Below are 23,720 nucleotides of genomic sequence, written 5' to 3'. Positions count from 1 at the left end.
CGCGGGTCAGCCCCGCAGGAGCCGTCGGCGTCGTCGCCGATCGGGACGACCGTCCATCGTGGGTGGACCGGGGCGGGTCGCGGCCGTGATCGCGAAGAAGAGCAGGGTTCGTTACTATTGGCCTTTCGCAAGCCCGGTGCGCATCATGCACCGGAAAGATTCCTATCGTAGCGGTGGCGCCGGATACGTCACGTGTCGGCGAGGAAGGGCGACAATGGAGCGGCCGGAGTGGGCACCAGACGATGTTGATCTCAGCCGGCCGAGTGTCGCCCGGGCCTACGACTACTGGCTCGGCGGCTCGCACAACTTCGAGGTAGACCGGGAGTTCGCCCGTCAGGCGCTCGCGGCGGTGCCCGATCTGCGCCTGGTGGCGCGGGCGAACCGGGAGTTCCTGCACCGGGCGGTGCGGTTCATGCTCGACCAGGGCGTCCGGCAGTTCCTGGACATCGGGTCCGGCATCCCGACGGTCGGCAACGTCCACGAGATCGCCCAGCAGGTGGATCCGGACGCCCGGGTGGTCTACGTGGACATCGACCCGGTGGCGGTGGCGCACAGCACCCAGATCCTCGCGGGCCAGCCGAACGCGGTGGCCCTGCTCGAGGACCTGCGCCGCCCCGAGGCCATCCTCGGCCATCCGGAGACCCGCCGCCTGCTGGACCTCGATCGGCCGGTCGGTCTGCTGCTCGTCTCGGTGGTGCACGCGGTGCCGGACGAGGACGACCCGTACGGTCTGGTCAAGCGGCTGTGGACGGCGCTGGCCTCGGGCAGTTGCGTGGCGATCAGCCATGTCACCACCGACAGCCGGCCGGACGAGATGGGAGAGGGCGCCCGACTGAGTGGCCGGACCAGCACGCCCGTCACCGCCCGCACCCGCTCCCAGGTGGAGGATCTCTTCGCCGGCCTCGATCTGGTGGAACCCGGTGTGGTCTGGTCACCGCTGTGGCGGCCCGAGACGCCGGCCGACGTCGGGGAGCGTCCCGAGCGGATGAGCTTCTACGTCGGAGTCGGACGCCGCAGGTGAGCGATCGGCCCGGTACCCACGGGGACGACGACCGGCGCCGACAGGACGTCGAGGAGTTCGCCCGGGTGTGGGCGACCGCGTTGCACCGGGCCCACTACGTGCCGATCAGCGCCGAGGAGCGGCATCGGATCGTCCGCCGGCTGACGGACCGCCTGGTCGCCGACCTGCTCACCGGAGCGGCCGATCCGGGCGGCGGCCAGCGGATCGGCGCCGATCTCGTGGCAGCGGGCTTCGGATCACCCGAGGCGCTCGGTCGGACGATCGCGATCATCGGGTCGCGGCTGCTCACCGATCTGCGGATGCCGGCCGACCCCACGCTCACCGCTCGGCTGTCCGGGCTGCTCGCCGAACTCTCGATCGGCTTCGCGTCGGCCGCGCACGACCGCAGCCTCCAGGCGCAGGACCTGGTCCGGCTGGCCGCGCTGGCGGCACACTCGCGGGCCGAGGAGGCGCTGCGGGTCAGCGAGGCCCGGTTCCGCCGCTTCGCCACCCACGACCAGTTGACCGGACTGCCCAACCTGACCCTCTTCGCCGAGCGGTTGGCGAGCGTGGCCGCCGGCACGCCGGTCGGCCGGGCCGGCGTCTGCTGCCTCGACATCGACGACTTCGCGGCGGTCAACGACGTGCTCGGGCACGAGGTGGGCGACCTGCTGCTCCGGGACGTCGCCGGCCGGCTCGGGGCGATCGCCGACCGGCGGGGCGACCTGGTGGCCCGCCTGGACAGCGACCGGTTCGCGATCCTGGTCGCCGGCACCACCTGCGCCGAGGACATGAACAAGATCGCTGATCGGGCGCTCGCCGCGCTGGCCCCTCCGTTCCACGTCGCGGGCACCGAGGTGCCGCTGACGGCGAGCGCGGGGGTCGCCGAGGGGCCCCTCCAGGACGGCAGCGCCGCATCGTTGATGCGGGCCAGCGAGATCGCGTTGCACTGGGCCAAGGCGGACGGGAAGGCGACCTGGCGCCAGTTCGACCGGGACCGCAGCGACGCCGACGCCGAGCGGTACCGGTTGTCGGCGGCCATGCCGGCGGCCCTGCGCCGGGGCGAGTTCACCCTCGCCTACCAGCCCATCGCGGACCTCCGGTCCGGGCGGCTGGCCGGGGTGGAGGCACTGGCCCGCTGGCATCATCCCCGGCTGGGCCTGCTGAGCGCCGCCCGGTTCATCGAACTCGCCGAACGCACCGGTCTCGTCGTGCCACTCGGCAACCACCTGCTCGGTCAGGCGTGCCGCCAGGCCAGCCGCTGGCAGCGCCGCCAACCGGGGCTGTACGTGAGCGTGAACGTGTCGGTGCGCCAGCTCCAGCAGGGCGGCATGGCCGGGACGGTCTCGCAGGTCCTCGACCGGACCGGCCTGCCGCCGGACCTGCTCCAGCTCGAGGTCACCGAGCAGGCGGTGATCGAACTGTCCGGGGCGGTGGCGGACACGCTGAGCGCGTTGATGACACTCGGCGTCCGGATCGTCATCGACGACTTCGGCGTGGGATACGCGAACCTGGCCAACCTCCGCGCCCTACCCCTGCACGGCCTCAAACTCGACGCCAGCCTGACCCGTGCGTCGACATCGGCGTTCGGGCCCGCCGCGACCTCCCGCCCCGGCACGGACGACGACTTCCTCACCACCGTCGTGTCGCTCGGCCACAAGCTCGGCCTCACCGTGACCGCCGAGGGTATCGAGACCGCCGAGCAGGCCCACCGCCTCACCGCCACCGGCTGCGACAACGGGCAGGGATGGTACTTCGGTCGCCCGGTCCCGCCCGGCGAGATCACCGCCCGCCTCGTGGCCCGGAACCACCCGACGCCCACCACGTAGGTCCCGGGGAGCGGAACGGGCGTCTACCGGCCGGTGCCGGCCGCCTGGGGGGCGAACACCACGCTCCACGGGCGCGCGGTCTCCACCTCGGGAACGGCCATCGGCTCCGGACAGCCCTCGTCCAACGTCGCGGCGGCGATCTCCGCGAACCGCCGGGCGGCAGGGTGCGGGGACTGCGCCGGCCAGGCGGTGGACGTGGTCCGGTACAGCGGGTGACCGGTGACGGGCCGCCAGACCACGCGTACCTCGCGGCGCGCGACGCCCTCCGGCTCGAACGCGACGCCGTGGCCGGCGAGCACCAGCCCCAGCGCGAACTCCGGGTTGCGGGCGTGCCGGATCCGCGCCGGTGCGAAGCCGGACCGGCGGCAGACGTCGACGACGTGGTCGTGCCAACCCGGCGCGGTGGCGCGGGGCGGCAGGACGAGACCGTGACCGACGAGATCGGCCAGCCCGACCTCGGTCCGGCGGGCCAACGGCGACACGCGTGGCAGGACCACCCCGAGCCGGGTCCGGGAGGTCGGGCCGAACCGCAGGTCCGGGGCTTCCACCGGCTGATGCACCAGGCCGACGTCGAGTTGGGCGTCGGCGAGCATCCGCAGCTGCTCGCCGGTGGTCAGCTCCTGGAGGTCGACGTCGAGGCCGGGCACCTGCTCGGCGAGGCGTCGCAGGAGGGCCTGGAGGGTGACGGCGGGCGTCTCCGGCGGTACGCCGGCGCGCAGTGTCCCCAGCGTCCCGTCCCGCACCATGCGCAGCAGCGCGCGCATCCGTTCCTCGCCGGCCAGCAGCCCGCGCGCCTCGTCGAGGAGCAGCCGGCCGGCGGGGGTGAGGGCGACCCGGCGTCGGGAGCGGTCGAACAGCGTCACGTCCAACTGCCGCTCCAGCCGCTGGATCGCCTGACTGAGCGGGGGCTGCGCGATGCCGAGTTCCTCGGCCGCCCGGCCGAAGTGCAGTTCCTCCGCCACCACCAGGAAGTAGCGCAGGTGCCGCAGGAGATCCATCTCTCGACAGTACGCGGGCCACGGCGGCTACCGTGGCGGCGTGTTGGCCACGGAGATCCTCGACCGGGTGGGCGTCGACGCCCGGGTGCACGCCGTCGACGTCGACACCGGCCGGGAGGTCGGGATGCGCGCCGACGAGCAGGTGGTGATCGCGTCGGTGTTCAAGATCCTGCTGGTGCTGGAGTTCGCCCGGCAGGTCGTGGCCGGGCAGGTCGACCCCACCGAGCGGGTGCTCGTCCGCCACGAGGACCGGTTGGGCGGCTGGGGTACGGCCGGGTGCGCCGACGACGTGGAGCTCTCCCTGCGTGACCTGGCGTACTTCACCATGTCGGTCAGCGACAACACCGCCGCCGACCTGCTGCTGCGCCGGGTGGGCCCGGACGTGGTGCCGCTGCTCGCGACGGAGCTGGGACTCGTGCGGACCAGGGTGGTCGGCGGGCCGCGACAGGTGCTGGAGTCGATGTTCGCCGACGTGGGCGCGACGGACGCCGCCGGGTTCGCCCGCATCTTCGGCACCCTGTCCGAGGAGCGGATCCGGACCCTGCGGGTCTTCGATCCGGAGCACACCACCTCCAGCACCGCGCGGGAGATCACCCGGCTGCTGACCCTGATCTGGCGGGACGAGGCGGGCCCGCCCGCCGCGTGCGCCATGGTGCGTGACCTGATGGCCCGGCAGATGTTCTGGACCCGGCTGCCGTCCGGTTTCCCGCCCGAGGTGCGGGTGGCGGCCAAGACCGGCACGCTGCCGGGGCTGCACATCGAGGCGGGGGTGGCGGAGTACCCGGACGGCGGCCGGTACGCCATCGCGGTCTTCGCCCGCACGCAGCGGTTGGACGCCCGCCGGATCGACGTGGACCTGGCGATGGGTGAGGCCGCGCGGGCAGCGGTCGAGGCGCTGCGCGCGATGTGAGCCACGCCTCCGCCCGCCTCCGGCCCGGACCCGCTGGGCAGCACCGATACGCGACGGGATATGGACGGTGCGGCCCGATCGTCTTGGACGTGCCGGTTCGGGCGGTGCTTCGCTGCCCGCCATGACCGATTCACGACTGGGCCGCCGCCGCTTACTGGGTACCGCCGTCGGCGCGGCCGTCGCCACCGTGGCCACCGACTCCGTCCTCCCCTCCACCGCGCCGGCTGCGCCGGGCCGCCGCGACCCGGGTGGCCCCGCCGTCACGTACCGCTGGCTGGGCACCTCCGGGTGGCGCGTCGACATCGGCGGGAAGACCGTCCTGGTGGACCCGTACCTCAGCCGCTTCGGGACCGGGCTGTTCGAGCCGCCGTTCGACCCGGCCACCAGGCTGACCGTCGACCCCCGCCGCGTCGCGGAGCACGCCGGCACCCCACAGACGATCCTGGTCACCCACACCCACTGGGACCACTACAACGACGTACCGCACATCGCCGGGCAGTCCGGTGCGCGGGTGTTCGGCACGCTCACCGCGTACCACCTCGGACTGGCCTACGGCCTGCCCACCGCCCAGCTCAGCCCGGTCCGGGGCGGCGAGGTGCTGGACTTCGGCGACTACACCGTCGAGGTGGTGGCGTCGCTGCACAGCCGCAACGCCTCGTACTCGATGGCCTTCCCCGGGGTCCGCGCCGCGGTCCCGCCCCGGCCGGAGACGATCGCGGACCTGCCGGAGGGCGACACGCTCGCGTTCCAGCTGACCCCGCGCGGCGGACCGTCGGTGTTCTTCATGGGCGCGAGCGACTTCGCCGAGCGCAACCTCGCCGGGCTGGCCCCCGACGTCGCGATGGTCGCGGTGCCGAACACCGACGTCACCCACGAGTACGTGCCGCGCCTGCTGGGCGCCCTCGACCGGCCCGCCACCGTGGTGCCGGTGCACTGGGACAACTTCGAGACGGAGCTGGAGAACCCGCCTCCGGTCACCCCGGGCGACCGGGAGCGGCTGGACATCTTCGTCGCCGCCGTGCGCAGGGTCGCGCCGCGTACCCGGATCCTGCTGCCGCGCTACCTGACCCCGTACACCTTCGGGTAGCGCGCGGGCCGGGCCCGGCCGTGGCGATCCGTCCGACCGCCGAGGCGTCGCGGGGCCGGCCGCCGCTCCCGGGAAGCCGGGCGGGGCGCTGCCCGCGCGGAGCGGCCGGACGCGGTCGAGGGTCGGCACGGATGGGGGTTGTCGCCGACCGGGATACATCGTATTCTCCATCGAACTAGTAGGGATTTTGAGCGAGCGGGGACCGCGTGGGTCACCACGCCCCCCGCTCTGCTCGCAGGTGGCACGCGGAGGAGCTACGCCATGCGGATCACAGCGCGTGCCGACCACGCCGTGCGGGCGACGGTCACCGCGGCCGTCGGCGCCGGTGACACCCTCCGCGTCGGGCCGGCCCGCCGGACACCGTGCCGGAACTGCCACCAGAACAGGTCGCCCACCAGGGCGTAGCCGCCGCCCGCCTGCGCCGTGGCAGGCCCGGAGCACCGGCGATCGCGAAGTGCCCGTTCACCTCACCCTGACCGAACCACCCGGCGGACGACACGGTCCGGTCGACCTGCCACCCCCTCACGACTGGCGGTAGACATGCGAAAACTCATCCTCCTCGCGCTGGTCGGCCTCGGCGCCCAGCTCGTCGACGGCAGCCTCGGCATGGCGTACGGCGTCACGTCGACAACGCTGCTGCTGGCCATCGGCACCAACCCGGCGGCGGCGTCGGCCACCGTGCACCTTGCCGAGATCGGCACCACCCTCGTCTCCGGCGCCTCGCACTGGCGGTTCGGGAACGTGGACTGGCGGGTCGTCTGGAAGATCGGCATTCCCGGTGCGGTCGGTGCCTTCGCCGGCGCCACCTTCCTGTCGAGCCTGTCCACCGAGACTGCCGCGCCGTTGATGTCGATCATCCTGCTCGCGCTCGGGCTCTACATCCTGATCCGGTTCACCGCACTGGGTCTGCCCAAGGGCAACCTCGGCAAGCCGCTGCGGAAGCGTTTCCTCGCCCCGCTGGGTGTGGTGGCCGGCTTCGTCGACTCCACCGGCGGCGGCGGCTGGGGCCCGGTCGGCACCCCGGCCATCCTGGCCAGCGGTCGTCTCGAACCGCGCAAGACCATCGGCTCGATCGACACCAGCGAGTTCCTCGTCGCCGTCGCCGCCAGCATCGGGTTCATCGTCGGTATCGGCAACGAGGGCGTGAACTTCGCCTGGGTCGCCGTGCTGCTGATCGGTGGCACCATCGCCGCGCCGATCGCGGCCTGGCTGGTCCGGCACATTCCGCCGCGCGTGCTCGGCTCGGCGGTCGGCGGGGTCATCATCCTGACCAACACCCGCACCCTGCTGCGCAGCGACTGGATCGACGCGCCCGACGGTGTCCGCTACGCCTTCTACGCCGTCATCTACGCCGTCTGGGCCGCCGCCCTGGCGTACTCGATCCGCCAGTACCGCGCCAACCGGGACGAGGAACGCCGCGTCATCGCCGAGACCGAAGCCGCTGCGGCGGCCGACCCGTCGAACGAGAAGAGCAGCACCCCGACCGGGTGACCCGGCACCACACCGGACGACGCTGATCGGCCCCACCGGAGGACGGCGGGGCCGATCAGCGTCTGCGTCCACCCGCTGTCCCGACGGCTGCTCACGGAGTTACCGCGTCCGCCGCCGGTGGCGGTACGCGGGTCAACCCACGGGGAAATCGTCCGGGTCGACGGTGCTGGTGCTGGCGTTGCCGCCGACCACCGGCGTGAGGGAGAGCGACCAGCTGGTGTACGTCCGCGAGGTGGTGCGGAACGTGAGCGGGTCGTCGAACTTCTCGAAGTCGCAGTCCCGGCTGAAGGCCTTGCTCCTGGCGTCCCAGTCCTTGCCGCTGGCCATGAAGATCTGGTATGTCCCGTCCCGGACACCGCGTACCGTGAAGGTGCTCTTGCCACGGACGTAGACCCGGGTGACCGCGGTCTTGCCCCGGACGATGCCGATCACCGCGTCGGCACCACCATTTTCGATCTTGAGCTGGCCGAGGCCACCCTTGGTCCGCTTGACGTAGGAGCCGTTGCTCAGCCGCCGGTTGCCGTCCCTGGTCTCCTTCGGGACGAAGGAACCGACCCGGTACGCCCGCGTCTGATCCGCGGTCGCCAGTGCCTGCGCGGCGGCCCGGAGCTGGTCGGCGGCCGTCTCCCGGCTGATCCGCGCGACCGCCGCCGGCCCGAGGCAGGCCTGCCCCGACGGGGTGGCGGTCAGGGCGGTGGCCAGACCGTCCAGTGCCTCGATGAACGTCCCGTGGGCGGTGGCCACGCTCGCCGGCGGCACCAGGGCGTCCAACGCCCGCCGCTGCTCGGCGGCGGTCGTCGCCAGCGTGGACGTCGCAGCGGCCACCGCCGTGGGGCCCTTCGCGGCGGCGAGGGTCCGGAAACCCGTGAGCAACGCCTGGTCGGTGCTGGTCAGCGTCGTCTGGTACTGGTCCGGGGTCATCGGCGCGACACTCGGGGAGGAGGCGACCGACGGTGCGGCGGAGCGGCCTCCGGTGGTCGGCGGGCGGTCCCCGTCGTCGCCGGTGAGGAAGAACGCCAACGGCAGGCCGCCGCAGACCAGCACCGCCACCACCACCGCGGCGGCAGCGACGAGCACCGTTCTGCGTCGCGCCGGCGGGGCCGGGGCGGGCATCGGCGGGCCGTACTGCGGCGGACCGGGTGGGTGCCCTGGTGGCGGCCCGGCCGGAGGCGGGGAGCCGGGCTGCGGGGCGAGCGGGATGACCCGGATCCGGACGTACGCCTCCTGCGGCGCCCCGTCCGCCCCCGGCGGGCCCAGACCGGGCAGTCGCAGCAACGAGCCGTCGGTGGCCCCGGCCGGAACACGGACCGTCGCCGTGCGTCCGGACCAGGGGAGGACGACGTTCTTCACGGTGTCGACGCCGGCTTCACCCGGCTCGAGCTCAATCGTCAGGTGCGCCTCGGGCTCCACGTGTCGAGTATGGACCCTCCCGGCAACCGCGCTTCGATCTGACCTGCGTCCACCCGCCGGACGGCCCGGTCAGTGTCACGCCGAGCCGGAGGGGCGTCCCGATCCGGGGTGTGCCGTCGGCACCGGCGCCGCCGGCCCACCGGGAACCCCGGTGGGCCGGCGGCGCGGGGGTCAGCCCACCGACTTGTTGTAGCTGTCGATCGCCGACTGGACGCTCGCGGCGGCGTCCTTCATGGCCTGCTCGGCGGGCTTGGTGCCGACGATGGCCGCCTCCAGCCCGTCCTCGGCGGCCTTGCGCGCCTGCGGCATCACACCGAGCAGGCAACCGGCCGAGGCGACCGACGGCGGCAGCGCGTGCAGCTGGTCCACGGCGGTACGGAACTGGGGGTACTTCGCCACCCAGTCCTTGTCGACCTGCGCCAGCGCCCCCACGTTGATCGGCACGTAGCCGGTGCCGGTGTGCCACTGCGCCTGCGGCGTGGCACCGGCCGAGAACTTCGCGAACTCCCAGGCGGCCCGCTTCTCGGCCGCGCTGTGACCGACCCCGCTGATCCAGAGCGACGCGCCACCGATGATCGGTCCACCGGTGGAGGAGTCCGACACCTTCGGGTACGGGGCGGTGAGGACGGTGAACTTGCCCGCCGCCGCGTCGACGTAGCCGCGCAGCACACTGGTCGACTCCAGGTGCATGGCGACCGTACCGGCCTTGAACGCCGCCTGGGCGTCGTCGGTCTTCCGGCCGGTGTTCGTCGCGTACCCGTTGCGGACCAGGTCGGTCCACCACTGGGCGACCTGCACCCCCGCCGGCTGGTCGAACTGCACGCGGGTGGCGAGCTTCTGGCGCCCGTTGCCGTTGTCGCAGTACTCCTTGCCGTCCGTGGCGAGGAGCTGTTCGAGCAGCCAGCCGTAGATGGCCGCGCCGAAGCCGTACCGGGTGGTCTTGCCGCTGGCGTCCTTGACGGTGAGCTTCTTGGCCAGCTCGCCCAGCTCGGCCAGGGTCTTCGGCGGCTTGGTCGGGTCGAGCTTGGCCGACTCGAACGCCTCCTTGTTGAGGTAGAGCAGCGGAGTGGAGGTGTTGAACGGCATCGACCAGAGCTTGCCGTCGACCGAGTAGTAGCTGGCGATGTTCGGCTCGATCTCGGCGGCGTCGAAGCCGTCCTTCTCGATGAACCGGTGCATCGGCACGACCTGCTTGGAGTCGACCATGAAGCGGCTGCCGATGTCGTACACCTGGACCAGGGCGGGGGTGCTCTTCTGCTGCACGGACGCCTTGTACTTCGCGATCGTCTCGTCGTAGCTGCCCTGGTAGACCGCCTTGACCTCGATCTTGCCGCCGTTGCCGGCGTTGAAGTCGGCGACCAGCTTGTCCACGGCGGTGGCGTTCGCGCCCTTCATCGAGTGCCAGAACTCGACCGTCGTCTTCCCGTCCGCGTCCTTGAGCGCCTCGGCGCCCGGCGCGTCCAGGGCGTCGGACGAGTCGCCGCCGGGCTCGGAGCCGCACCCGCCGACCAGCGCGGCGGCGGTCAGCAGAGCGATGATGACAGCGCCGGTACGGCGTGGTCGTGGAAGTGCCATTGCCTCTCCTCGGTGGGGGTTCAACGCAGTGCGCCCGCGGTCAGACCACGGACGATGTACCGCTGGCCGAAGACCACGACGGCCAGGGTGGGGAGCAGGGAGAGCGCGACGCCGGCCAGGATCAGTCCCGGCTGGGCCGCCTCAGCGTCGTTGAGCTGGGAGATCCCGATCTGGAGGGTCTGGTACTCGGGGTCCCGGACGAGGATCAGCGGCCAGAAGTACTGGTTCCACGCGGAGAGGAAGACGTACACCCCGACCGCCGCGATGGAGGGCTTGGACAGCGGCACGACCACCCGCCAGAGCAGCCGCCAGTGTCCGCACCCGTCGATCACCGCCGCGTCCCGCAACTCGCTCGGGAACTGGAGGAACGCCTGCCGCAGCAGGAAGGTGCCGAACGCGGAGGCGAGGAACGGCAGGACCAGTCCGAGGTAGGTCAGCCCACCCCGGGTCAGCCCCCAGTCCGAGATGGCCAGGTAGTTGGGGATGATGATGCTCTCCCAGGGGACCATCAGCGTGGCCAGGAAGAGCCCGAAGGTCGCGGCCTTCGCCGGCATCCGCAGGAAGGCGAAGGCGTACGCGGCGAGGATGCTGGTCACCACCTGGGCAAGGGTGATCACACCGGCCTGCACGGCGGAGTTCAGGTAGAACCGGCCGAGCGGCACGGCGTCGAACACGTCGCCGAAGTTCTGCCAGTGCAGCGCGCGCGGTACCAGCGCCGGGGGATAGGTGGCCAGGTCACCCGGGCCCATCACGGCACCGGCGAAGGCGTAGTAGACCGGGAACAGCACCGGGATCAGGGCCAGCCCGAGCACGACGTAGACGGCGATCCGGCCGGGTGTGGTGCGTCGACTCATCGGTAGTGCACCCGCCGTTCCAGGATGCCGAACTGGATACCCGTGCAGATCAACATGATCAGAAGCAGGACGACCGCCTGGGCGCTGGCCGCACCGAAGTCGGCGGAGCCGAACGCGAACGCCTTCTCGTAGATGGAATAGACCAGGGTGGTGGTGGCGTCGTCCGGTCCGCCCTTGGTCAGGATGTGGATCTGACCGAAGCTCTGGAGTGCGTGGATGGTGGAGACCACCACCAGGAAGAACAGTTGCGGGGAGAGCAGCGGGATAGTGATGCTCCGGGCGAGCCGCCAGCCGGTCGCGCCGTCGAGCCGGGCCGCCTCCACCACCTCCTGCGGAATGGCCGCCACTCCCGCGGAGAGCACCAGCACGTTGTAACCGAGGTTCATCCAGACCGTGGCGAGGCCGACCGCGGGCAGCGCGATGGACGGGTCGGTGAGCCAGTTGACCCGGTCGACGCCGACCGCGCCGAGCAGCCCGTTGGCGACGCCGATGGCCGGGTTGTAGATCACCGCGAAGACCACGGAGGCGGTGGCCACCGAGAACGCGAACGGCAGCGCGAAGGCGGTCCGCAGCGCCCGTACGCCCCGGATCCGGGATTCCAGCAGCAGGACCACCAGCAGGGCGCCGAGCACCGCCGGCAGGACGCTGATCAGGGTGAACAACGCCGTGGTGACGAGGACCCCGACGAATTCACCGGACAGCATCGCGGTGTAGTGGGAGAACCCCACGTAGGCGCTCGGCGCGCCGAAGATGTCATTGCCGTGCGTGGACAGGTAGAGGGTCCGGCCGAGGGGCCAGAAGATGAACAGGGCGAAGACCGCGACCGATGGCAGGAGCAGTAACCAGGAGAGGCCACGCTCGCCACGGGGCCGGCCGGGCGGGGTGGCACCGGCGGTCGTGGCCGCCGTGGTCCCGGCGTCTTCGGCGACGGAGGGGGGAGGCACCGCCGCACCCTACCAACGGATCTGGTTGAAGAAATGCTCCAGACACCTCTGCGTTACCTGACAGCAACCTTCACGTTCGGTTCCGCTGCGGTGACCGGCGCCGTTTCCGGGATCCGGGTGGGGAAACGTCGGTCGATGGACCGGATCGCGGGCCGGTGCCGAGGGCTCCGGCCGGGACATTGTCGTGCGTGAGGAGCGCGGAGCCCCGACTCGTTGCCATTGGGAGCGCTCCCGAATACTGTTCCACCTAGAGGCCTGTACGGCGGGGAGTGGCGCCGGGCGTGCGGGACACACCCCGGACGGAAGGAACCCGCGTGCGTACCCGATCGATCTCCCGCCACCGTGCGGCGCTGGGCGCGCTCACCACGGCCCTGCTCGGCGCGAGCCTCGCCCTGGTGCCCCCCGCCCGCGCGGCGGTCCCGGTGCCCTACCTCGACCCGGCGCTGCCCGTCGCGGCCCGGGTCGACGACCTGCTCGGCCGGATGACCCTCGACGACAAGCTCGGCCAGATGACCCAGGGCGAGCGCGGCTCGGTCGCTCCGGGCGACGTGACCACCTACCGACTCGGGTCCATCCTCTCCGGCGGGGGATCCGCGCCCAACCCGAACACCCCGACCGGCTGGGCGGACATGTACGACCGCTTCCAGAACGCGGCCCTGGCGACGCCCCTCCGCATTCCGATCATCTACGGATCGGACGCCGTGCACGGGCACAACAATGTCGTGGGCGCCACGATCTTCCCGCACAACATCGGCCTCGGGGCCACCCGTGACCCGGCGCTGGTGCAGCAGATCGGCCGGGCCACCGCCGAGGAGGTCACCGGCACCGGCGTCGACTGGACCTTCGCGCCGTGCCTCTGCGTCGCCCGCAACGACCGGTGGGGCCGCACCTACGAGTCGTTCGGCGAGACCCCCGAGTTGCCCAGCGCGATGACCAGCATCATCACCGGCCTACAGGGTGCCTCGCTGGACGCGCCCGGCGCGGTGCTGGCCACCGCCAAGCACTACCTCGGCGACGGCGGCACCAGCGGCGGCGACGACCAGGGCGACAGCCAACTCTCCGAGGCGGAGCTGCGGGCGGTCCACCTGCCGCCGTTCCGGGCCGCCATCGCGCGGGACGTCGGCTCGGTGATGATCTCCTACAGCAGCTGGAACGGCCAGAAACTGCACGGACACCGCTACCTGATCACCGATGTCCTCAAGGGCGAGCTGGGCTTCGACGGCTTCGTGGTCTCCGACTGGAACGGCATCGACCAGCTCGACGGGGCACCCGGCTTCACCGGGGCCGAGGTACGCCAGGCGGTCAACGCGGGCATCGACATGGTGATGGCCCCGCAGGGCTGGCGGCGGTTCATCGACCTCCTCCGGGTGGAGGTGCAGAGCGGCCAGGTGCCGATGTCCCGGATCGACGACGCCAACCGGCGGATCCTGACCAAGAAGTTCGAGCTGGGACTCTTCGAGCGACCGCTGACCGACCGGTCGTACACCCCGACGGTCGGCAGCGCCGCGCACCGGCAACTCGCCCGGCAGGCCGTCCGGGAGTCGCAGGTCCTCCTCCGCAACGACGGCGTGCTGCCGCTCGGCGCGGTCGGCAACAAGATCTTCGTCGCCGGCAGGAACGCCGACGACATCGGGCACCAGAGCGGCGGCTGGACGGTCAGCTGGCAGGGCGGCAGCGGGGACGTCACCCCCGGCACGACCATCCTGGAGGGCATCCGCGCCGCCGCACCGGCGAGCACGGTCACCTACCACCCGACCGGCGCCGGCATCGACGGCAGCTACCGCGCCGCGATCGCGGTCGTCGGCGAGACGCCGTACGCGGAGGGCGAGGGCGATCGTCCCGGCGACCTCGGTCTCGACGCGACCGACCGGCAGACCATCGCCACCCTGCGCGCCGCCGGTGTGCCGGTCGTCGTCGTGCTCGTCTCCGGTCGGCCGCTGGACATCGCGGCCCAGCTACCCGGGTGGAACGCGTTGCTGGCCGCGTGGCTGCCCGGCACCGAGGGCGCCGGGGTGGCCGACGTGCTGTTCGGCACCCACGCGCCGACCGGGAAACTGCCGATGACCTGGATGAACAGCGCCGGGCAGCAGCCGATCAACGACGGCGACGGCAAGACCCCGCTCTTCCCGTACGGCTTCGGGCTCTCCTACGACGACGGGCCGGAGCCGCCGGTGGACACCACGCCACCGACCACGCCCGGCCCGCTGACGGCATCCGGCGTCACCGCGACGTCGGCGACCCTGACCTGGGGAGCATCCACGGACAGCGGCGGCAGCGGAGTCGCCGGCTACCAGGTACGTCGGGACGGCACCGTCCTGGCGACGGTGACCGGCACCACCCACCAGGTCACCGGGCTGGGTGCGCAGCGGACGTACCGGTTCACCGTCCGGGCGGTCGACGGCGCGGGCAACGCGTCCTCCGAGTCGGCCCCGGTCACGGTCACCACGCCGCCCGCCGACGGGGGCGGTCCGTGTTCGGTCAGCTACGTCACCAACGGCTGGGGCACCGGATTCACCGCGACCGTCACCATCCGGAACACCGGGACGGCGGCGGTGTCCGGTTGGACGCTGCGATTCGACCTCACCGCCGGGCAGCGGATGACCGATGGCTGGTCGGCGACGTGGTCGCAGACGGGTACGACCGTCACGGCCACCAACCTGGGCTGGAACGGGGCCCTGGCGCCCGGCGCGTCGGTCGGCATCGGGTTCAACGGGAGCCACACCGGCACCAACCCGAGGCCCGCCGCCTTCACCCTGAACGGATCCCCCTGCACGCTGACCTGACCCTTCCGATGCGACCGCATCCCGCCGAACCGCTCCCGGGGCCGTCGTCGTGTCGTCCGTCCCGCCCGGTGGCGGGGGCGGCCGTCCCCGTGGTCCGCGCGGGCCGGCCCCGGGTCGTCGCGGCAGGTGGACCACTGCACAGGAGCCCCGGTCGCGGTCGACCGATGTCGTAGGCTCCGACCGGGGCACCGCGTGCGGGCACACCCGGACCCGGCTGTCGGTCGGAGTCTCGTCCGGCCTCGTGGGCGGTCGTGTCCCGCGGTCGGCCGCCCCATGGCGTACCGGTCCACAACGGCGTGGGCGACACTACGGGCGGTCACCGTCGGTGAACGACGGCCCGCTCGCGTACCCGGGAGGAGTTTCGTGGCGGCACGGGACAGGCTGGAGACCATCTTCGACGACGTGGTGCGCCGCAATCCCGGTGAGGCGGAGTTCCACCAGGCCGTGCGGGAGGTGCTCGACAGTGTGGTGCCCGCCCTGGCCCGGCATCCCGAGTACGCCGACGCCAAGATCATCGAGCGGATCTGCGAGCCGGAGCGGCAGATCATCTTCCGGGTGCCGTGGCAGGACGACCACGGCGTGGTGCACATCAACCGCGGCTTCCGGGTGGAGTTCAACAGCGCGCTCGGCCCCTACAAGGGCGGCCTGCGGTTCCACCCGTCGGTGTACCTGGGCATCGTGAAGTTCCTCGGCTTCGAGCAGGTGTTCAAGAACGCCCTGACCGGCATGCCGATCGGCGGTGGCAAGGGCGGATCGGACTTCGACCCGAAGGGCCGCTCGGACCGCGAGGTGATGCGGTTCTGCCAGTCGTTCATGACCGAGCTGTACCGGCACATCGGCGAGTACACCGACGTGCCGGCCGGCGACGTCGGCGTCGGCGGCCGGGAGATCGGTTACCTCTTCGGCCAGTACAAGCGGATCACGAACCGCTACGAGTCGGGCGTCCTGACCGGAAAAGGACTGAGCTACGGCGGTGCCCAGGTACGCCGGGAGGCGACCGGCTACGGCACGGTGTTCTTCGCCGAGGAGATGCTGCGCGCCGCCGGCGACGGTCTGGACGGCAAGCGGGTGGTCGTCTCCGGATCGGGCAACGTGGCGATCTACGCCATCGAGAAGGTGCACCAGCTCGGCGGCACCGTGGTCGCCTGTTCGGACTCCTCCGGCTACGTCCGCGACGACAAGGGCATCGACGTCGAGCTGCTCAAGGACCTCAAGGAGGTCCGGCGGGCCCGCATCGACGCGTACGTCGTGGACCGGCCGCACGCCTCCTTCGTCGCGGGCCGTTCGGTGTGGGAGGTGCCGTGCCAGGTCGCCGTGCCGTGCGCGACGCAGAACGAGATCACCGCGGACGACGCCGCCGCGCTCGTCAAGGGCGGCTGCATGATCGTCGCCGAGGGCGCGAACATGCCGACCAGCCCACCGGCGATCCGCTGCTTCGGCGCGGCCGGTGTCCGGTTCGCGCCGGGCAAGGCCGCCAACGCCGGTGGGGTCGCCGCCAGCGCGCTGGAGATGCAGCAGAACGCCAGCCGCGACTCGTGGACGTTCACCTACTCCGAGCAGCGGCTACGGGAGATCATGCGCGACATCCACGCCCGCTGCCACGCGACCGCCGAGGAGTACGGCATGCCCGGCAACTACGCGGCCGGAGCGAACATCGACGGCTTCCGGCGGGTCGCCGAGGCGATGCTCGCCCAGGGACTGATCTGATCTCACGGTCCCGCCGGGCGCGGCGCGTCCCGGGTGCCGTGCTCCGGTCCCGTGGGCGCTACCACTGCCGGACGGTCAGCAGGGCGAAGGCGGCCACCAGCACGACGGACCCGCCGACGGTGATCGTCCGCAGTCGTACCCGCAGATCGGTGTCCCACCGGTCGCCACTGCCGGCGGCCCGGCGGGTAAGCGGGGTGAGCGCCCGCCCGACGCCGAACCCGGCCCCGGTGAGCAGCACGACGTCCAGCCGCTGACCGGCGAGCAGGAGCGCGGCGGCCAGCACGTACGGCGCGCTCGACGAGACGTACGTGCGGACCCCGGTGCCCATCTCGAAGCCGAACTGGAGCGCCCCGCGTCGCGGGTTGCGTTGCATGACGTCCTGCGGCACCTGGCGGGCGTTCTGCGGCAGCCGGATCGACACCAGGCCGAGTTGGCGGAGCAGCCCCAGCACCGCCACCACCACGATGCCGGCGTACCGCACCGACGGGGGCAGGGGAGCGGAGAGCCCGGACAGCAGCCCCAACACCATCGCGCTGAGCAGGCCGCCGGCGACCAGTCCCGTGCTGAACAGGGCGAGCAGGACGCCCTGCCGATCTCGATCCCGCCACCCGGGCGAGGCCAGCGCGTACGCGCTGTTGTGCGTTCAAACCGAGCCGGAGAGCGTGTAGCCGGTGAGCGCACCGATCACCGCCCAGGTGAGCACATGGCCTGACCCGGCCGCGCCGAGGGCACCGACGGCCAGCAGCAGGGCGGGCGTGAGCGGATCGGTGACCCACCCGCGTACGCCCCGGCCGAGCCGTGCCGGCCTCGGTCGCGCAGCGGTCATACCGGGGCGCCGGTGAGGGTCCGCCAGGTGTTCACCCCGACGATGCCGTCGGTGGTGAGCCCGTTCTGCCGTTGGAAGTCGCGGACCGCGGCGTCGGTCGCCGGGCCGAACGCCCCGTCCACGCTGATTCCGTGGCCGTGCGCGTTGAGCTGGCGTTGCAGGCCACGGACGGCGTGGTTGTTGTCCCCGGAGCGGACGGTGACCACCAGCACCGGCCAGGTGGCGGCGTCGACCACACCGGTGACCGGGACCCCGGCCGCCGTCTGGCGGCTGCGCACCTTCGTCTCGGTGTCGGCGCCGAAGATCCCGTCGACGGTGGTCGCGAGGCCGCGGAAGGTCAGCAGGTGTTGCACGGTGTAGACGTCGGCCCCGGTGGCGCCGCGTCGCACCGTCGGCCAGGCGACCGTGCCCTGGCAGCCGCACTGGGTGTTCCACCGGCAGATCGAGCGGACCCAGCCCGAACTGGTCTTGCGGTATCCGTCGTGGCACCGGCGTTCGACCGAGCAGGCGCAGGCTCCGCACGCCCCCTGGAAGCGCCAGAGCCAGCCGTCGTACGTCCCGGCGTAGCACTCGTTCGGCCGCAGGATCCAGGTCACGCCGTCGTTCTTGTGGAAGCCGGTGTAGGTGCCGCTGGTGTTGCAGGAGTCGGCGAAGATCGCACTCGGGCCGCAGCCGGGCGAACAGTTGTGGTCGGTGGCGTAGCTGGGACACCCGGTGTAGATCGAGTAGCCGTCGGCGTAGGCCCGCCGGGCAGCGGGGAAGACACTCAGCGCGGCCATCCCGACCGCCGTGCCCGCCCGCAGCAGGGTACGGCGGGACAGTTTCCACGCGGACCGGGTCCGCCCGCTGGTGGCGACCGCCGGTCGGCGTTCGGCGGTGCCGGTTCCGGGGTCGGTTCCGCGCAGGGCGGGCACGGCGTCGAGAGTGATCATGCCCGGCCTCCATGGCGGTCGATGGTGACGGTGGTCCCGGTGCCGGCGGACGGTGCGCCGTCGACCGCGTCGAGCAGGCGCCGCAGCGCGGCCCGGGAGCCGAGTGGTTCGGCCCGGAGCACCCGTCCGGCCGGGTCGACGACGGTGGCGAACGGGGTGGCGAGGGCGTCGTAACGGTCGAACAGCTCCGCTTCGCCGTCGAGCACGGTGACCGGCAGCCCGGCGGCCCGCGCCGGAGCGTCGTCGCGGTAGAGGACCCGGAACTCCAAGCCGTCCCGGCCGGCCTGGTCGGCCGCCTCGGACAGCACCTCCCCGCAGGTTCCGCAGTCGGGATCCAGGAAGAGCAACACCAGCGGGACCGCCGGTGCCGTCGGCGCCAACCGGGTGAACCCGGGGGCCGGCGTACCCGCCGACAGGCCGACCGACTCGGGACGACGCTGGACCATCCCACTCGACAGCGCGTGCACCTGGCGTACCAGGCCCGACACCACGAGAGCCAGCAGGAGGATCGCGATCCAGCTCAGGATCAGCGCGCTGGTCTGGAAACTCATCCGGGTCGGCCTCCTACGGTCGTGCCCCTGGACCGCCGGACCGTCCGGTCGGCGGCCCCGGCCGGTTGGTACATCGCGGACGGGAGGTGCCACAGCAGGGTGGCGAAGGTGGCGGCGGCCAGCAGCACGACGACGAGGGTGGCGTCAGCCCGTGCCCACCCGGCGATCGAGCCGGACCAGGCCAGGCCGACCAGTGCCAGGCCGGCCAGGACCGCGGCCCGGGCGACCACCCAACCGGTCATCGGCATCTCCAGCCGGGAGCACCCGCAGGGGCCGCCGCGCCCGGTCGACCGCAGGTACAGGCCGTAGCCGGCGTACAGGGCGAGGAGCCCGGCGCTGCCGAGCAGGACGGCCACCCGCAGGCCCTGGCTCTCCGCGCGCAGGGCCACGATCCCGGTGCCGGCGAGCACCGCCTCGGCGCCGACGGCCAGGGCGGCGACGGCGGTCGGCGCGGCGACCACCCGGTGCGCGGCCAGCGCCCGAGCGAGCAGGCCGGGCCGGGACAGGTGCTCGGCGGTGGCGGCCACCAGGCTGAACACCACGGTGTACGCCGCCACGCTGGCCAGCAGTGCGGTCATCGGCTGCCTACCGGACCCGCTGGACCCGGAGCCGGTCCACCAGGGTGGGCACCTGCTCCAGGTCGGTGTCGTCGAGCGGCACCACGCTCATCCAGGTGTCCGTCGTGGCCAGCACGAAGTACGGTTTCCCGTCGGAGAGGGCGTCCCGGTACAGCTCGCCGGCCTTGGTCCGCAGGCCGCGCCAGGAGGGCAACCGTTCCGCCCGCTCCCTGGTCAGCGAGGTCATCTCCAGCAGGCCGAGACCGGGAACCTGTTTGAGTACCGTGGCCGGCGCCGCGAACTCCGCGCCACCCTTGGGCACCGGGAGCAGGGTCAGGCCGTCGTCGTGTTCCTCGACGCGCAGGGTCCGCAGCACCCCGAGCAGGTTGGTGGTGGTCGCGCCGTACAACTCGGTGAAGAAGGAGTGCCGCTTTCCCCGCCAGACCGCCACGAGCCGGTCCTCGGTCAGCCGGATCTGTGGGTCGTGCGGTCGGGTCCGGGCGGTCAGCAGCGTGCCGCCCTGGTAGCTGAGTTCCTCGTCGAACCGGTCGACGCCGAGCGCCCGGACGACGTCGTCCGCGAGCCCGGCCACGCCGGTGGTGAACTCGTGGAGTCGCCCACCGATCGTCACGTCGGCCACCGACGTGGACGGCGCGCGGAGATCGAGGGAACCGTCGAGCAGGAAACGGGTACCGTCGACTGCCCGATGTGCCACCGGCACCCCTGCGGTTGCCATCCGACCGACCTCCGCCCAGGTTGGTGACGTTGCAGCGGCATGATATGCAGATGTATCGATGTTGCACAAGATCGATCCTTCGAGGGGTGGGTCCGGGTCGGACCCGCCGGAGGGCAACGCCTTCCCGCGTCCGGTCGCCCCCTCGGCCGGGTGGTCGGGACCGGACGCCCCGACCACCCGCGCACTCACTCCGCGCCCAGCGCCTCCACCACCGGCCGGGACAGCGCCCGCCGGGCCGGCAGCACGGACGCGGCCAGGGCGGCCAGTACGGCGGCGGCGAGGATGCCGCCGAGCTGCCCCCACGGCAGCACCAGGGTGAAGTCACCGGCCAGCTCGGCGAGGACGGCCATCGCCCCCGCGCTGACCCCGACGCCCAGGGCCACCCCGAGCACCGCGCCGACCAGAGCGGTGAGCACCGCCTCGGCGGCGAGCATGGCGCGCATCCGGCCCCGGGTCAGCCCGACGGCCCGCAGCACCGCGTTCTCCCGGGTCCGCTCCACCACCGACAGACTGAGCGTGTTGGCCACCCCGACCAGGGCGATCACCACCGCCAGGCCGAGCAGGGCCACCACGAAGGCGAGCAGCATGTCCACCGTGCCGGTGAGCATCCGCTTGTACGCCGCCTGGTCCATCACGTTCACCGTCGGGTACCGGGCCAGCACCGACTCGACCGCGGCCCGCGCGGTGGACGCGGCGACCCCCTCGGCCGGGTCGACCTCGGCCAGGTAGCCCCGGGCGGCGGGGAAGAGGCGGGTGAGATCGGCGGCGCTCACCTCGACCACGTGCCCGGCCGGCACCGACGTGTCGGCCGCGGCGGGCGGGTCGGCGGTGACCACGGCGGCCACCTCGAACGACCGGCCACCCAGGGTGACCCGGTCGCCGGCCGACCAGCCCCGCTCCCGGGCCAGCTCGCGGTGCACCAGCACCCGGCCCGGCCCCAGCCGGTCGACCCGCCCGGAGTCCACCCCGGTCAGGGCCCGGCCGACCAGCGCCGGATGGGCGGCCCGGAACTCGACGCCGTCGGCCACCTCGCTGCGCTGCTCGTGCACCACCCCCAGCTCGGGGCGGCCGGCCAGCTCGTCGACCACCCCGGCGGGCAGCTCCCCACCGATCCCGGTGACCAGGAAGTCCACCCCCACCTGGGCGTCCACGCTGCGCTCGATGGCCGTCTTGGTGCTCTGCGCGCCGACCACGAACGAGGTCACCAGGCCGATCCCGATGACCAGGGCGGTCGCCGTGGCGGCGACCCGCCGGGGGTTGCGGACCGCGTTGGCCACCGCCAGGGCGGTGGTGGTGCCGAAGACCCGACGGGCGGGGGCACCGATCACCCGGACCAGCGCCGGCACCAGCACCGGGCCGAACAGGACGATGCCCAGGAAGCTCAGCACCCCGCCGACGGCCACCAGCAGCACCTGGCCGGCCGAGGCGGCCCCGGCCAGCGCGGCCACCCCGGCGGCGAGGACCATCGCGCCGGCGGTCAGGCGTACCCGACCGGCGGGGCGGGTGACGTGCACGGCGGCGTCGGTCAGCGCGGCCACCGGAGCGACCCGGGTGCCCTGCCAGGCCGGTACGCAGGCCGCGCCGACGGTGAGCACGGTCCCGGCGAGCAGGCAGCCCAGCACCGTCGCCGGGGTCACGGTGAGGGCGCCGGACAACGGGGTGTCCAGCGACGCCATCAGCGCGGTCATCCCCGCCGCCAGACCGGCGCCGACCAGCACCCCGAGCGTCGAGGCGGCCAGCCCGACCAGTGCCGACTCCAGCAGGGTCGCCCGGAACACCTGCCCCCGGGTGGCGCCGACCAGCCGCAGCAGCGCGGTCCGGCGGGCGCGCTGGGCGAGCACGATGGTGAAGGTGTTGGCGATGACGAACGCGGCCACCACCACCGCCACCCCGGCGAAGGTCAGCAGCACCAGGTTGAACTGACGCAGGTCGCGGACGGCGTCGGCGACGGCCGCCTCGAGGATCTGCGCACGGGTGCGCACCGTGGTGCCGGCACCGGCCACCTCGGCGATCCGGTCGACCAGGTCGGTGTCGGTGACGCCCGACTCGGCCGCCACCATGATCCGGCCGTACCCCCCACCGTCGGTGACGGCGAGCGCGTCGGCGCCGACCAGGCCGATGAACGGTCCGCCGATGTCCCGCGCCGTGTCGGCCACGTCGACCGTGCCGACCAGCGTGAAGGCGCGGGCCGCTCCACTGGCACCGCCGACGCGTACCGGCGCGCCGAGGACGAACCCTTCCTCGGCCACGGTGCCCTCGTCGAGCACCACCTCGCCGGGGCGCGCCGGGAGCCGACCGGCCACCACGTCGTACGACTGGAGGGCTGGGTCGGTGGGGACGGCGGCCAGGAAACCGAAGCCCAGCACCGGCCGGCCGTCGGAGCCCACCACCCCGGCGGTGCCGGTCAGCTCCCCCTCGGCGGCGCGCACGCCGTCGACGGCGCGCACCTTCTCGATGAGGGCGGCCGGTATCGGGTCCCGCTCGGCGTAGACGCCGACGTCGGTGTGCCGGTCGAAGGTGCCGGCCCGCTCGTACGTGCCGGCGCGCATGCCGTCGATGAAGATCAACGTCCCGGCGATGAAGGCCACGCCCAGCACCACGGCCAGGGCGGAGAGCACCATCCGCAGCGCCTCGGCGCGCAGCGAGCGCAGGGTCAGGCGGAACACGTCACCACCCCCGCACGTCGCCGGCGCCGGCCGGGGCGGTGGCCGGGTCGAGGTGGGCCAGGGCGTCGAGGATCCGTTCGGCGGTCGGCGCGGTCAGCTCCCGCACCAGCCGGCCGTCGGCGAGGAAGACCACCCGGTCGGCGTGGGCGGCCGCGACCGGGTCGTGGGTCACCATCACCACCGTCTGCCCGAGGGTGTCCACCGCCTCGCGCAACAGCCGCAGTACCTCCGCTCCGGCCCGGGAGTCCAGGTTGCCGGTGGGCTCGTCGGCGAAGATCACCCACGGTTTGGTGACCAGGGCGCGGGCCACGGCGACCCGCTGCTGCTGGCCGCCGGAGAGTTCGGCCGGGCGGTGCCGCAGCCGCTCGGTTAGCCCGACCGCCGTGACCACCTGCCGCAGCCAGGTCGGGTCGGGGCGACGCCCGGCGATGGCCAGCGGCAGGACGATGTTCTCCTCGGCGGTGAGCGCCGGCAGCAGGTTGAACTTCTGGAACACGAAGCCGACCCGGTCGCGGCGCAGCAGGGTGAGCCGGCGGTCGTCCAGGTGGGCCAGGTCGGCGTCGCCGATGCGGACCGACCCGGCGGTGGGCCGGTCCAGGCCGGCCAGGCAGTGCATCAGCGTCGACTTGCCGGAGCCGGACGGACCCATGATCGCGGTGAACCGGCCGGCGGCGACGTCGACGTCGACGCCGTCGAGGGCGACGACGGCGGCCTGGCCGCTGCCGTAACGCTTGGCCAGGCCCCGGGCGGTGACGGCGACCCCGTTGGCGGGGTGGACGGGTGGTGCGACGGACACGTGGTGCTCCCCGTACGGACGGAAGGTCTCTCGGACGTCTCCGACGCTATGGCCGGCGGCCGTCCACC

20 protein-coding genes are annotated in these 23,720 nt (G+C 72.8%); 7 read left to right on the top strand and 13 right to left on the bottom strand.

The window, feature by feature from the left end; all coding sequences use genetic code 11:
• Nucleotides 1-214: 214 nt before the first annotated feature.
• Both AB0F58_RS01390 and AB0F58_RS01385 read left to right on the top strand, forming a co-directional pair.
• Nucleotides 215-1,021: an SAM-dependent methyltransferase gene (locus AB0F58_RS01390; RefSeq protein WP_357136277.1), complete on the top strand. Its 807-nt coding sequence runs from the start codon at nt 215-217 to the stop codon at nt 1,019-1,021.
• Complete coding sequence (locus AB0F58_RS01385; RefSeq protein ID WP_357136275.1) at nt 1,018-2,829, top strand: bifunctional diguanylate cyclase/phosphodiesterase; 1,812 nt, start codon at nt 1,018-1,020, stop codon at nt 2,827-2,829. The genes AB0F58_RS01390 and AB0F58_RS01385 overlap by 4 nt, the downstream gene beginning before the upstream one ends.
• 23 nt (nt 2,830-2,852) lie before the next feature.
• Here the strand turns inward: AB0F58_RS01385 and AB0F58_RS01380 are convergent, their stop codons facing one another.
• Nucleotides 2,853-3,827 (bottom strand): LysR substrate-binding domain-containing protein, encoded by a 975-nt coding sequence (locus tag AB0F58_RS01380; RefSeq protein WP_357136271.1) that lies wholly within the window; start codon nt 3,825-3,827, stop codon nt 2,853-2,855.
• Between the two features lie 40 nt (nt 3,828-3,867).
• Here AB0F58_RS01380 and AB0F58_RS01375 point away from each other — a divergent pair, with 40 nt between their 5' ends.
• The 3 genes from AB0F58_RS01375 (at nt 3,868) to AB0F58_RS01365 (ending at nt 7,315) form a co-directional block, all read left to right on the top strand.
• Entirely contained in the window at nt 3,868-4,737 is an 870-nt protein-coding gene (locus tag AB0F58_RS01375) for a serine hydrolase (protein ID WP_357136268.1), read from the top strand.
• 121 nt (nt 4,738-4,858) lie between these two features.
• Nucleotides 4,859-5,824 (top strand): MBL fold metallo-hydrolase, encoded by a 966-nt coding sequence (locus tag AB0F58_RS01370; RefSeq protein ID WP_357136265.1) that lies wholly within the window; start codon nt 4,859-4,861, stop codon nt 5,822-5,824.
• A gap of 540 nt (nt 5,825-6,364) precedes the next feature.
• Entirely contained in the window at nt 6,365-7,315 is a 951-nt protein-coding gene (locus AB0F58_RS01365) for a sulfite exporter TauE/SafE family protein (protein WP_357136262.1), read from the top strand.
• A 132-nt stretch (nt 7,316-7,447) separates the two neighbouring features.
• Here the strand turns inward: AB0F58_RS01365 and AB0F58_RS01360 are convergent, their stop codons facing one another.
• The 4 genes from AB0F58_RS01360 to AB0F58_RS01345 form a co-directional block, all read right to left on the bottom strand.
• Complete coding sequence (locus tag AB0F58_RS01360) at nt 7,448-8,725, bottom strand: hypothetical protein (protein WP_357136259.1); 1,278 nt, start codon at nt 8,723-8,725, stop codon at nt 7,448-7,450.
• 171 nt (nt 8,726-8,896) lie between these two features.
• Nucleotides 8,897-10,300 carry an ABC transporter substrate-binding protein gene (locus AB0F58_RS01355; RefSeq protein ID WP_357136257.1) on the bottom strand — a complete coding sequence of 468 codons (1,404 nt, stop codon included), beginning with the start codon at nt 10,298-10,300 and terminating at the stop codon, nt 8,897-8,899.
• A gap of 20 nt (nt 10,301-10,320) precedes the next feature.
• The gene (locus tag AB0F58_RS01350; RefSeq protein WP_357136254.1) at nt 10,321-11,154 is read right to left on the bottom strand and encodes a carbohydrate ABC transporter permease; all 834 of its coding nucleotides are present in this window, start codon (nt 11,152-11,154) and stop codon (nt 10,321-10,323) included.
• A complete protein-coding gene (locus AB0F58_RS01345; protein ID WP_357136252.1) occupies nt 11,151-12,098 on the bottom strand; it encodes a sugar ABC transporter permease in 948 nt (315 codons plus the stop codon). Before AB0F58_RS01345 ends, AB0F58_RS01350 begins: the two co-directional genes overlap by 4 nt.
• A gap of 314 nt (nt 12,099-12,412) precedes the next feature.
• On the opposite strand from AB0F58_RS01345, the gene AB0F58_RS01340 reads away from it, so the two are divergent.
• Together AB0F58_RS01340 and gdhA are read left to right on the top strand one after the other, a co-directional pair.
• Nucleotides 12,413-14,881, top strand: coding sequence for a glycoside hydrolase family 3 N-terminal domain-containing protein (locus AB0F58_RS01340; RefSeq protein WP_357136249.1), 2,469 nt, complete (start codon nt 12,413-12,415; stop codon nt 14,879-14,881).
• Between the two features lie 363 nt (nt 14,882-15,244).
• Nucleotides 15,245-16,588 carry an NADP-specific glutamate dehydrogenase gene (gdhA, locus tag AB0F58_RS01335; RefSeq protein ID WP_357136247.1) on the top strand — a complete coding sequence of 448 codons (1,344 nt, stop codon included), beginning with the start codon at nt 15,245-15,247 and terminating at the stop codon, nt 16,586-16,588.
• Nucleotides 16,589-16,646: 58 nt separating this feature from the next.
• Here gdhA and AB0F58_RS01330 read toward each other — a convergent pair whose 3' ends face one another.
• The 8 genes from AB0F58_RS01330 to AB0F58_RS01295 form a co-directional block, all read right to left on the bottom strand.
• Complete coding sequence (locus tag AB0F58_RS01330) at nt 16,647-17,117, bottom strand: hypothetical protein (protein WP_357136245.1); 471 nt, start codon at nt 17,115-17,117, stop codon at nt 16,647-16,649.
• A gap of 114 nt (nt 17,118-17,231) precedes the next feature.
• Nucleotides 17,232-17,414 carry a hypothetical protein gene (locus tag AB0F58_RS01325; protein WP_357136242.1) on the bottom strand — a complete coding sequence of 61 codons (183 nt, stop codon included), beginning with the start codon at nt 17,412-17,414 and terminating at the stop codon, nt 17,232-17,234.
• On the bottom strand, nt 17,411-18,346 hold the full coding sequence (locus AB0F58_RS01320; protein WP_357136239.1) for a peptidoglycan-binding protein: 936 nt from the start codon (nt 18,344-18,346) through the stop codon (nt 17,411-17,413). Before AB0F58_RS01320 ends, AB0F58_RS01325 begins: the two co-directional genes overlap by 4 nt.
• Nucleotides 18,343-18,897: a hypothetical protein gene (locus AB0F58_RS01315; protein ID WP_357136237.1), complete on the bottom strand. Its 555-nt coding sequence runs from the start codon at nt 18,895-18,897 to the stop codon at nt 18,343-18,345. The genes AB0F58_RS01320 and AB0F58_RS01315 overlap by 4 nt, the downstream gene beginning before the upstream one ends.
• On the bottom strand, nt 18,894-19,475 hold the full coding sequence (locus AB0F58_RS01310) for a MauE/DoxX family redox-associated membrane protein (RefSeq protein WP_357136234.1): 582 nt from the start codon (nt 19,473-19,475) through the stop codon (nt 18,894-18,896). Before AB0F58_RS01310 ends, AB0F58_RS01315 begins: the two co-directional genes overlap by 4 nt.
• Nucleotides 19,476-19,482: 7 nt before the next feature.
• Nucleotides 19,483-20,169, bottom strand: coding sequence for a hypothetical protein (locus AB0F58_RS01305; RefSeq protein ID WP_357136232.1), 687 nt, complete (start codon nt 20,167-20,169; stop codon nt 19,483-19,485).
• Between the two features lie 206 nt (nt 20,170-20,375).
• Entirely contained in the window at nt 20,376-22,856 is a 2,481-nt protein-coding gene (locus tag AB0F58_RS01300; RefSeq protein WP_357136229.1) for an FtsX-like permease family protein, read from the bottom strand.
• A 1-nt stretch (nt 22,857) separates the two neighbouring features.
• On the bottom strand, nt 22,858-23,652 hold the full coding sequence (locus AB0F58_RS01295) for an ABC transporter ATP-binding protein (protein ID WP_357136226.1): 795 nt from the start codon (nt 23,650-23,652) through the stop codon (nt 22,858-22,860).
• Between the last annotated feature and the right edge of the window lie 68 nt (nt 23,653-23,720).

Origin of the sequence: Micromonospora sp. NPDC023956 (genome assembly GCF_040639195.1) — a bacterium.
Taxonomy (GTDB): Bacteria; Actinomycetota; Actinomycetes; order Mycobacteriales; family Micromonosporaceae; genus Micromonospora.
The sequence above is the reverse complement of the archived record's forward strand: the minus strand, read 5'-3'. Positions and strand labels throughout refer to the sequence as shown.

Excerpts from the sequence above, each read along its gene's own strand:
- AB0F58_RS01390 (WP_357136277.1), top strand. The coding sequence starts at position 215 with ATGGAGCGGCCGGAGTGGGCACCAGACGATGTTGATCTCAGCCGGCCG.
- AB0F58_RS01380 (WP_357136271.1), bottom strand. The coding sequence starts at position 3,827 with ATGGATCTCCTGCGGCACCTGCGCTACTTCCTGGTGGTGGCGGAGGAA.
- AB0F58_RS01370 (WP_357136265.1), top strand. The coding sequence starts at position 4,859 with ATGACCGATTCACGACTGGGCCGCCGCCGCTTACTGGGTACCGCCGTC.
- AB0F58_RS01365 (WP_357136262.1), top strand. The coding sequence starts at position 6,365 with ATGCGAAAACTCATCCTCCTCGCGCTGGTCGGCCTCGGCGCCCAGCTC.
- AB0F58_RS01355 (WP_357136257.1), bottom strand. The coding sequence starts at position 10,300 with ATGGCACTTCCACGACCACGCCGTACCGGCGCTGTCATCATCGCTCTG.
- AB0F58_RS01350 (WP_357136254.1), bottom strand. The coding sequence starts at position 11,154 with ATGAGTCGACGCACCACACCCGGCCGGATCGCCGTCTACGTCGTGCTC.
- AB0F58_RS01330 (WP_357136245.1), bottom strand. The coding sequence starts at position 17,117 with ATGGTGTTGGGGCTGCTGTCCGGGCTCTCCGCTCCCCTGCCCCCGTCG.
- AB0F58_RS01325 (WP_357136242.1), bottom strand. The coding sequence starts at position 17,414 with ATGACCGCTGCGCGACCGAGGCCGGCACGGCTCGGCCGGGGCGTACGC.
- AB0F58_RS01320 (WP_357136239.1), bottom strand. The coding sequence starts at position 18,346 with ATGATCACTCTCGACGCCGTGCCCGCCCTGCGCGGAACCGACCCCGGA.
- AB0F58_RS01315 (WP_357136237.1), bottom strand. The coding sequence starts at position 18,897 with ATGAGTTTCCAGACCAGCGCGCTGATCCTGAGCTGGATCGCGATCCTC.
- AB0F58_RS01310 (WP_357136234.1), bottom strand. The coding sequence starts at position 19,475 with ATGACCGCACTGCTGGCCAGCGTGGCGGCGTACACCGTGGTGTTCAGC.